Origin of the sequence: Stenotrophomonas sp. SMYL11 (genome assembly GCF_036320005.1) — a bacterium.
GTDB classification, from domain to species: domain Bacteria; phylum Pseudomonadota; class Gammaproteobacteria; order Xanthomonadales; family Xanthomonadaceae; genus Stenotrophomonas; species Stenotrophomonas maltophilia_A.
Genome location: NZ_JAWIRS010000020.1, coordinates 23686 through 33242 on the forward strand (window position 1 = coordinate 23686; position 9557 = coordinate 33242).

Below are 9557 nucleotides of genomic sequence, written 5' to 3' on the forward strand. Positions count from 1 at the left end.
CCGGGAAATGAAACGGGCGCCTTGCGGCGCCCGTTCCGGTTACATCACCACACCTTGACCCGCTTGTCCGGGGCCAGGTACAGCTTCTGGCCTTCCTTCACTTCGAACGCCGGGTACCAGGCGTCGATGTTGCGCACGGTGAGTGCGCGGAACTGGCCCGGTGCATGCACATCGGTCAGCAGCGAATTACGCAGCGCCTGCTCGCGGCTCTTGCTGCGCCAGGCCTGGGCGAAGCCGAGGAAGAAGCGCTGGTCCGGGGTGAAGCCTTCCAGGGTCTGGCCTGGCTTGCCCTGCAGCGACAGCTGGTAGGCATCGTAGGCGGTACCCAGGCCAGCCACGTCGGCGATGTTCTCGCCCAGGGTCAGCTTGCCGTTCACGTGCACGCCCGGGAACGGTTCGTAGCTGCTGAACTGTGCGGCCAGCGCGTCACCGGCGGCGTTGAACTGCTTCAGGTCTTCAGCGGTCCACCAGTTGTGCAGCTTGCCGGTCTCGTCGAACAGCGCCCCGGCGTTGTCGAAGCCGTGGCTGATCTCGTGACCGATCACCGCGCCGATTGCACCGTAGTTCACCGCATCGTCGGCGGCGCCATCAAAGAACGGCGGCTGCAGGATCGCGGCCGGGAACACCAGTCGGTTTTCCAGCGGCACGTTCATCGCATTGATGGTCTGCGGCAGCATCGCCCACTCAGTGTGGTCGACCGGCTTGCCCAGCTTGGCGATGTTGCGCTGGTATTCGAACAGCTCGGCGCGCTGTGCGTTGCCCAGTGCGTCATCGCGACGGATCTCCAGACCGCTGTAGTCGCGCCACTTTTCCGGGTAGCCCATGCCCACGGTCAGGCCGGCCACCTTGGCCTTGGCGCTGGCCTTGGTCTGCGGCGACATCCACGCGAGCGCGTCAATGCGCTTGGCGAAGGCGGCGATGATGTTCTTCGCCATCTCGTCCGCGCGTTCCTTGGTCTTGGCGTCGAAGTGCTTCTCGACGTAACGCTTGCCGATCGCTTCGCCGATGGCATGGTTGGCGTCGTCCACTGCACGCTTCCAGCGCTCGCTCTGCTGTGGCGTGCCGCTCAGCGTGGTGCCGTGGAAGGCGAAGCGGGCATCGGCGAATTTCTTCGGCAGGTAGGCAGCGGCGCGGTCGAGCGTGTGGAAGGCCAGGTAATCCTTCCAGACATCCAGCGGCTCGGTGGCGACCAGCTTGGACAGGCCGGCCACGGCCTTGGGCTGCCAGACGATGAAGTCCTGCTGCTGGCCCAGCGCGGCCGCGTCGAGGAAGGCGTTCCAGTCCATGCCCGGCGCCTTGGCATTGAAGTCGGCCTGGGTCCAGGGATTGGCGCCCTTGGTCACATCATTGGTTTCTTCCTGGGTGGCGTGCGCCTGCGCGATCTTCGTCTCCAGCGCGAGGATGCGCTGCGCCTTGCCCGCCGGATCGGCGACACCGGCCAGCTGCAGCATCTGTGCGATGTAGGCCTGGTACTGCTTGCGCAGCTCGGCCATGCGGCCGCCGCCCAGGTAGAAGTCACGGTCGGGCATGCCCAGGCCGCCCTGCACCAGGTACGGCGCGTTGCGGTCCGGTTGCAGCAGGTCCACCGACACCCACAGGCCGAACAGGCGGTCGGTGTAGAAATTGGTGGCGTTGAGCAGGTCGACGTCGGCACGCACGTCGCCGCCCAGGGCACGGGCCAGGCCGGCCTTGTCGGCGATTGCATCGATCGCCTTCAGCTGCGGCTGCACCGGCGCGATGCCGTGCTGCTCGATGCCGGCCTCGTCCATGTAAGCAGCGTAGTAGTCGCCGATCAGCTTGTCGTCACCGCTGGCCTGGGTGTTGCCGGCGGCGCCTTCGAGAATGGCGCGGGTGTCGGCCAGGGTCTTCTCGGCGATGACGTTGAAGCTGCCGAAGCGCGAGCGGTCGGCCGGGATCTCGGTGTTCTTGACCCAGGTGCCGTTGGCGAAACCGAAGAAGTCATCGCCGGCGTTGATGCTGCGGTCCATGCCGCTGGCATCGAAGCCGAAGCTGCCCAGCATCGGCTTGGCGGCCGCAGGTGCGGCATCGGCCGGCGCGGCGGTGCCGGCCGCCGGTTCGGCCGGGCGGTCGCAGGCGGCCAGGGACAGACTGGCAACGATGGCCAGTGCCAGGGAGGGACGGCGCAGCTTGGACATGGACTTCTCTTGCAGCGGAAAACCCCAAGTCTAATCCGCTCCGCCCCGGCTGGCCCTCCCGTAGTGCCGCCCGCCCTGTGCGGGATCTGGCTGAACGCGCGCAAGCGATCTTCACGCCGTCACCGGTGTGGTGCATGCTGGCCTCAGGAGCCCTGCGCGGACACGGGGAGGTGGCCATGCGGGGGCGGGTCAGGCGTCAAGAATGGCGTCCGCCGGCCGTTGAGGTCGGGGATGTGGAGGATTCGTTCGCGCATGAAGCCAGCCGACAGCACAAGGAAGCTCAACCGATGCCCGCGCTGAAACGGGCGTTGGCCCGGCCACTGCGCGCCATTACCTGGGGCGGAGTGCTGCTGGGCGTGTTGCTGGTGGCTGGCCTGGCCACCATGCTGATCAACGACCACCAGCGCCGGCTGGAGGCAGCGCAGCGCCAGAGCCGCGCGCTGGCGGTGGGCAGCGAGCGCCTGCTGGCGCTGGAGCTGCGCAACCTGGAGCGGGCCATGTCCGGCATCGCCACCGACGCTGCTGAGCTGTTCCGCAGCGTGCCGGTACAGGCGCCGGCCCTGCTGGATGCCTCCATCGGCGGCGTGCTGCGCCGGCATGCCGAGCTGCACAGCATCGTGGTGCTCGACAGCCATGGCCGACCGCTGACGGCCGGCAAGGGCGACCTGCAGCTGCCGCTGTGGACCGACCCGCAGCGCCGAGGCCAGGGCAGCGCGCTGTATATCGGCCCGCCGCAGCGGGCCAGTGATGGCGGCTGGGTGGTCCCGCTGGCGCTGCCGATGGCCGGCGACCGCTGGCTGCTGGCGCGGCTGCGCTGTGGCGAACTGCAGCGCATCGTCGGTGGCCTCGATGTCGGCCCGAACGGACTGGTCTCGATCAGCGATGCCGAAGGCTACATGCTGGCCCGCGTGCCCGATCCGCACGGCACGGTGGGCCGCCGCTACGATCTGCCGCGCCGTGACCTGCTCGGCAAGCAGGCGGTGGTCGAGCTGGGCAGCCTGCCCGGCGTGGTCGACGGCGTGCCGCGCATCATCACCATCAGCACGCTGGAACGCAGCCCGCTGGCGGTGCAGGTCGGCTTGGCCGACGAGGACGTGCTGGCGCCCTGGTGGCCGTACCTGCAGGCGTCGGTGGCGATCATGCTGGCCTACATCGCGGTGTTGCTGGTGCTGCTGTACGCCGTGCGCCGCAGCACCCGCCGCCAGCAGGCGATGGCCGAGGAGCTGAAGACAGGCCACGCCGAACTGCGCCTGGCCCACCAGGTCGGGCGCGTCTGCACCTGGTACGTGGACGAGGATGCCGCGCTGTTGCGCTGGTCACCGCTGGCGCGCGAGATCTTCGGCGTGCAGACCGATGCGCTGCCGGTGGCCGATTTCTTCGCGCGCGTGCATCGTGATGATGCGGCGCGCCTGCAGCAGGCCTTCGACCAGGCCTTCGCCGGTGGCGCGGTGCTCGACCAGGTGTTCCGCCTGGTACTGCCCGGAGGCGCAGTGCGCTGGGTGGGCGCACGCGGGCAGCGGGTGGAGGTGGCCGACAGCGAGCGCCGCATGATCGGCGCGCTGACCGACCTGAGCGAGCGCTACCAGGCCCGCGAGCAGATGAGCGAAGTGGAACGCCGCTTCCGCCTGTTGTTCGACCGCAATCCAGCGCCGTTCTGGGTGTTCGATCCGGACACGCTGCGCTTCATCGAGGTCAACGATGCCGCCGTGCGCCAGTACGGCTACAGCCGCGAGGAATTCCTGGCGATGAGCATCCTCGACATCCGCCCGCGCGAAGGCTGGGACGAGGTGAAGGGGGCGATCGCCAAGGCCCGTGCCGGCGAGCTGCAGGATGCCACCGTGCGCCTGCACCGGCGCAAGGACGGCAGTGTGTTCGAAGTGCGCGCACATTTGTCCAAGCTCGATTTCGATGGCCAGCCCGCCTGCCTGGTGCTGGCCGAGGATGTGAGCGAACGGCTGGCTTACGAGCGCGACCTGGCCTACCAGGCGCGGCACAACCCGGCCACCGGCCTGCTCAACGTGCGTGCGTTGACCGGACAGCTGGACGAGCAGCAGGAGGGCTACACCATCGCCTTCGTGCAGCTGCGAGGACTGCAGCTGGTGGCCGACACGCTGGGCCGCGAGATCGGCGATGCGGTGCTGCAGTCGATGGCGACCCGGCTCGGTGGCCTGGGCGCGCGCTGCGGCACGCTGGCATTCCAGCCGGCAGAGGACTTCGTGTTCGCCATCGGTGCCGAGCACGATACCCAGCGCGTGCTGGACGACCTGCTGCAGATCGTGTCGGCGCCGATGCGCGGCAAGGATTCGCTGCACCAGTTCGAGCCGCGCATCGGCGTGGCCGTGCATGTGCCGGGTGATGGCCACTCGGCCGAGCAGGTGATCGGCATGGCTGCACAGGCCGCGCATGCCGCGCGCGCCGAAGGCAACGTGGTGGTCTGGTTCGACGCGGCGGTGACCACGCGGTTGGCCGACCGCCTGCGCCTGGCCGGACGCATCCACGCCGCCATCGACAACGAGTTCGAGCTGTACTTCCAGCCGATCCGGCACGCCAGCGATGGCAGCCCGGCCGCGCTGGAGGCCCTGCTGCGCTGGCCGCAGGCCGATGGCAGCTTCATCCCGCCCAACGAGTTCATCCAGCTGTGCGAGGACACCGGGCTGATCCTGGCGCTGGGCCGCTGGGTGATCCGTGCGGCGGCGAAGGCGCAGCGCCGGCTGGTAGAGGCCGGTTGGGGCGAGCTGCCGATCGCGGTCAATGTATCGGCGGTGCAGTTCTTCAATAGCGACCTGGTGGCCGAGTTCACCCGCGCGCAGCAGGAGTTCGGCCTGGCCCGCGGCGCGCTGCACGTGGAGCTGACCGAGAGCAGCCTGATGCGCAAGCCGGCGCAGGCGATGCAGACCATGCAACGCCTGCACGAGCAGGGCATCAGCGTGTCGCTGGATGACTTCGGTACCGGATATTCCAGCATGTCCTACCTGCAGCACCTGCCGCTGGACATCCTGAAGATCGACCGCAGCTTCGTCGCTGACGTGGAAACCAATCCGCGCAATGCCTCGATCTGCCGCGCGCTGCTGTCGCTGGGCCACAGCATGGGCCTGACCATCATCGCCGAAGGCGTGGAGACGCCGGGCCAGCTGGACTGGCTGGCCGCGCATGGCTGCGACCAGGTGCAGGGCTACCTGCTGGGGCGACCGGCGCCGCTGGAACAGATCATCGATGCGCTCGATGAGGTTGCCGCCTAAGTGGTAGTGCCGGCCGCTGGCCGGCATTCGCCCAGGACCGGGGTGTGTCTGATTGCCGGCCAGCGGCCGGCACTACCGGCAAGCGCCAGACTCGGCTACACCCCGGCTTCCACCAGGTAGTCGATGAAACTGCGCACCTTCGGTGCCAAGTGGTTGCGGCTGGTATAGACCGCGAAGATGCCGATCGGCGAGGCCTCCCATTCGGGCAGGATGCGCACCAGGCGGCCATCGGCCAGCGCGTCTTCCAGCAGGAAATCCGGTTGCAGGATCACGCCCATGCCGGCGATTGCTGCTTCGCGCAGCACGTCGCCGTTGTTGGCGTGCAGCAGGCTGCTTACCGCCACCTTCACTTCGCCGCCCGGCCCCTGCAGCGGCCAATGGTCGCCGGCGGCCCAGTAGCTGTAGCTCAGGCAGGCGTGGGCCTGCAGCTCCTGCGGCGTCTGTGGCGTACCGCGTGCGGCCAGGTAGGCCGGCGCGGCGCACAGGCTCACCCGCGATTCGCCCAGGCGGCGCGCGATCAACGTCGGCCCCGGCTCGCGGGTGATGCGGATGGCGACGTCGTAGCCTTCCTCGACCATGTCCACCAGGCGGTCGGACAGGGCCAGATCAAGTTCCACCTGCGGGAAGCGCTCGCGGTAGCTGGCCAGCAACGGGCCGAGGCGGGCGATGCCCCAGCTGACCGGTGCGTTGATGCGCAGCGTGCCGGAGGGCTCCAGCGCCTGCGCACCGATGCTGGCCTCCAGCGCGTCGAACTCGGCCAGCAGGCGCACGCACTGGGCGTAGTAGGCGGCGCCGGCACTGGTCGGGCTGACCCGTCGCGTGGTGCGGTGAAGCAGCCGGGTGGACAGGCGCTTTTCCAGCGCGGCAACCTGGCGGGTGACGCCGGCCGTGGACATGTCCAGGGCCTGGGCGGCGGCGCTGAAGCCGTTGCGCTCGACCACCGCCACGAACACGCGCATCGCCTCGAGGGTGTCCATTGTTGCGCCTTTTGAAATAAATACGGTCAATCCATCGTATTTATTGGCTCACGAAGGCGCAATAACCTGTGCCCACTCCCTTCAAGGTGTTTCCCCATGCACACCACGACCGCTCCTGTTTCGCCGCTGGCCCCGTACGGCGCCACCCTGCTGCGCCTGGCCCTGGGCGTGCTGTTCCTGGTCCATGCGCTGATCAAGCTGCTGGTGTTCACCCCGGCCGGCACGGCGGCGTTCTTCGAATCGCTGGGCCTGCCCGGCGTGCTCGGCTACCTCACCATCGGTGTCGAGCTGATGATCACCGTCGCGCTCCTGCTGGGCATCTACGCACGCTGGGTGGGCCTGGTCGGTGTGCCGCTGCTGCTGGGCACCATCGTCACCGTGCACGGCGCCAACGGCTTCGGTTTCGCCAATGCCGGCGGCGGCTGGGAATACCCAGCGTTCTGGGCACTGGCGCTGGTAGTGCTGTTCCTGGTCGGCGATGGCAAGTGGACCCTGCGTTCGCGCTGATCGCCGCCTGATCCTGCAACTGGAGAATTCCATGTCCCGCCTGCCTTCGCTGTACATCTCGCATGGTTCGCCGATGACCGCCCTGCATCCGGGCCAGGTTGGCGTGCGCCTGGCCGAGCTGGCGCGCGATCTGCCGACGCCGCGCGCCATCGTGATGGCCTCGGCGCACTGGCTGGGCCGGCAGCCGCTGGTCGGTGCGCATCCGCAGCCACCGACCATCCACGACTTCGGCGGCTTCCCGCGCGCGCTGTTCGAACTGCAGTACCCGGCGCCGGGCGATCCGGCGCTGGCCGAAGAGGTGGCCGGTCGCATCGCGGCCGCTGGCCTGCCGGTGGCGCTCGACCCGCAGCGTGGCCTCGACCACGGTGCATGGGTGCCGCTGCGGCTGTTGCGCCCGCAGGCCGACATCCCGGTGGTGCCGCTGTCGATCCAGCCACTGCTCGGGCCCGAGCACCAGTTCGCGCTGGGCCGTGCGCTGGCGCCGCTGCGCGATCAGGGCGTGCTGCTGGTCGGCTCGGGCAGCATCACCCACAACCTGCACGACTGGGGTGACTACCAGGACGGCAAGGAAGCGCCGTACGTGCGGCCCTTCATCGAGTGGGTGGAGCAGCGCCTGGCCGCCAATGACCGCCAGGCTCTGTTGGATTACCGCCGGCAGGCGCCTTTCGCCGAACGCGCGCACCCGACCGACGAGCACCTGCTGCCGCTGTTCTTCGCGATGGGCGCGGCCGGCGAGGGCGGTTTCGGCGCACGCCGCATCGACGCTGGTATCGATGCCGGCTTCCTCGCCATGGATCTGTACCGCTTCGACGGGGCATGAGCCGGGGCTGACGCGCGGCGGCCCCGGCCGTCGCGGTCATGGCCGCATGTGGTAGTTTTTTCCGGGTTTCCGGCGCTGGCTTGCGAGCCTCCCCGCGCGCCGCTTCCTGGAAGAAGCATGCATACCATCGAAGTCGTCCTGGCGATGCTGGTGGCCGTTGTCGCCAGCGGCTACCTGGTTCGCGTCCTGCCGTTCTCGTTGCCGCTGCCGCTGGTGCAGATCGGCCTGGGCGCGGTGATTGCCGGGGTATTCAACCGCGGCCACGCGCTGGAGCCGGAGGTGTTCTTCCTGCTGTTCCTGCCGCCGCTGCTGTTTCTGGATGGCTGGCGCATTCCCAAGCAGGGCCTGTTCCGCGACAAGGGCGCGATCCTCGAACTGGCGTTCGGCCTGGTGGTGTTCACCGTCATCGGCGCCGGCTTCCTCATCCACTGGCTGATTCCAGTGATGCCGCTGGCGGTGTGCTTCGCGCTGGCGGCCATCGTGTCGCCGACCGACCCGGTGGCGGTCGGGGCCATCGCCTCCAAGGCGCCGATTCCCAAGCGCCTGATGCACATCCTTGAGGGCGAGTCGCTGCTGAACGATGCCTCGGGCCTGGTCTGCTTCCGCTTCGCGGTGGCGGCGGTGATGACCGGCACCTTCTCGCTGGCCACGGCCTCGCTGACCTTCGTGTGGGTGGCGGTGGCCGGCCTTGCTGTGGGCGTGGCAGTGACGCTGGGTGTGTCCACCTTCCAGCGCTGGCTGTGGCGCCGCTTCGGCGAAGAGCCGGGCGCGGCGATGCTGGTCAACCTGCTGATTCCGTTCGCGGCCTACCTGCTGGCCGAAGAGATCCATGCCTCGGGCATCCTCGCCGCGGTCGCCGCCGGTATCGCGATGAGCTATGTCGAGCTGACCGGCCGCGTCTCCGGCAGCATGCGCGTGCAGCGCGCCGGGGTCTGGAACATGCTGCAGTTCAGCTTCAACGGCATCATGTTCGTGCTGCTGGGCGAGCAGCTGCCGGGCATTGTCGAACGTGCCACCACCACCATGAACGAGACCGGCCACCAGAGTGCGTGGTGGCTGCTGGTGTATGTGGTGGTGATCAATCTGGCACTGGTCGTGCTGCGCCTGCTGTGGGTGTGGCTGTCGCTGCGCTGGAACCTGCTGCGCGCGCGTCGTCGCGGCCTGGAGCGGGGCGAGGCACCGAACTGGCGCATCGTGGTGGCGACCTCGGTGGCCGGCGTGCGCGGTGCGATCACGCTGGCCGGTGTGTTGACCCTGCCGCTGTTCCTGCCCGACGGCAGTGCGTTCCCGGCGCGTGACCTGGTGATCTTCCTGGCCGCGTCGGTGATCCTGTTCTCGCTGCTGGGCGCCAGCATCGCGCTGCCGCGGCTGTTGAAGGGCCTGCAGCTGCCGTCCGATTCGGGTGAGCGCAAGGAAGAGGATCTGGCGCGCCGGCTGTCGTCGAAGGCGGCGCTGGCTGGGGTGGAGCGCATGCGCCAGCAGATGGTGATGAACCAGAACACCGAGAACGTGCAGCTGTACAACGACGCCGCCTCGCGGGTCAGCCTGCTGTACCAGCGCCACCTGGAGAAGGACAGCGACGGGCCCGATGTGGACCCGGACAAGGTCCGGCGCATGGAACAGGGCTACCGCCAGCTGCGCAGCGCCGGCCTCAATGCCGAGCGCGAGGAGCTGTTCCGGCTGACCCGGCGCGGGGTGATCTCCGATGAAATCTCGCGGCGCCTGATCCGCAACCTGGACCTGCTGGAATCGCGCAAGCGCGATTGACCCTGAAATGTAGAGTCGAGGGGGGGGGGGGGGGGGGGGGGGCGCGGCCCCCGGGGGGGGGCGGGACGCTGCCAAGCACGCGAGGGTGGGA

Annotated in this window: 6 protein-coding genes; 4 read left to right on the forward strand and 2 right to left on the reverse strand. The window is 68.7% G+C overall.

The features are described 5' to 3' along the window. Positions 1-44: 44 nt before the first annotated feature. A complete protein-coding gene (locus V3B46_RS19820) occupies positions 45-2156 on the reverse strand; it encodes a M13 family metallopeptidase (RefSeq protein ID WP_329892705.1) in 2112 nt (703 codons plus the stop codon). Positions 2157-2332: 176 nt separating this feature from the next. Between V3B46_RS19820 and V3B46_RS19825 the strand changes: the two genes are divergently transcribed. Continuing rightward, positions 2333-5395 (forward strand): bifunctional diguanylate cyclase/phosphodiesterase, encoded by a 3063-nt coding sequence (locus tag V3B46_RS19825; RefSeq protein WP_329892727.1) that lies wholly within the window; start codon positions 2333-2335, stop codon positions 5393-5395. Positions 5396-5490: 95 nt separating this feature from the next. Here the strand turns inward: V3B46_RS19825 and V3B46_RS19830 are convergent, their stop codons facing one another. Continuing rightward, complete coding sequence (locus V3B46_RS19830; RefSeq protein ID WP_329892706.1) at positions 5491-6372, reverse strand: LysR family transcriptional regulator; 882 nt, start codon at positions 6370-6372, stop codon at positions 5491-5493. A 96-nt stretch (positions 6373-6468) separates the two neighbouring features. Between V3B46_RS19830 and V3B46_RS19835 the strand changes: the two genes are divergently transcribed. The 3 genes from V3B46_RS19835 to V3B46_RS19845 all read left to right on the forward strand — a co-directional run bounded on the left by V3B46_RS19835 (position 6469) and on the right by V3B46_RS19845 (position 9466). Next, positions 6469-6879, forward strand: coding sequence for a DoxX family protein (locus V3B46_RS19835; protein ID WP_329892707.1), 411 nt, complete (start codon positions 6469-6471; stop codon positions 6877-6879). A gap of 31 nt (positions 6880-6910) precedes the next feature. Continuing rightward, positions 6911-7699, forward strand: a complete 789-nt coding sequence (locus V3B46_RS19840; RefSeq protein ID WP_329892708.1) for a dioxygenase family protein — start codon at positions 6911-6913, stop codon at positions 7697-7699. Between the two features lie 117 nt (positions 7700-7816). Continuing rightward, positions 7817-9466, forward strand: coding sequence for a Na+/H+ antiporter (locus V3B46_RS19845; RefSeq protein ID WP_106466942.1), 1650 nt, complete (start codon positions 7817-7819; stop codon positions 9464-9466). The last annotated feature ends 91 nt before the right edge of the window (positions 9467-9557 follow it).

Excerpts from the sequence above, each read along its gene's own strand:
- V3B46_RS19820 (WP_329892705.1), bottom strand. The coding sequence starts at position 2,156 with ATGTCCAAGCTGCGCCGTCCCTCCCTGGCACTGGCCATCGTTGCCAGT.
- V3B46_RS19825 (WP_329892727.1), top strand. The coding sequence starts at position 2,333 with ATGCGGGGGCGGGTCAGGCGTCAAGAATGGCGTCCGCCGGCCGTTGAG.
- V3B46_RS19830 (WP_329892706.1), bottom strand. The coding sequence starts at position 6,372 with ATGGACACCCTCGAGGCGATGCGCGTGTTCGTGGCGGTGGTCGAGCGC.
- V3B46_RS19835 (WP_329892707.1), top strand. The coding sequence starts at position 6,469 with ATGCACACCACGACCGCTCCTGTTTCGCCGCTGGCCCCGTACGGCGCC.
- V3B46_RS19840 (WP_329892708.1), top strand. The coding sequence starts at position 6,911 with ATGTCCCGCCTGCCTTCGCTGTACATCTCGCATGGTTCGCCGATGACC.
- V3B46_RS19845 (WP_106466942.1), top strand. The coding sequence starts at position 7,817 with ATGCATACCATCGAAGTCGTCCTGGCGATGCTGGTGGCCGTTGTCGCC.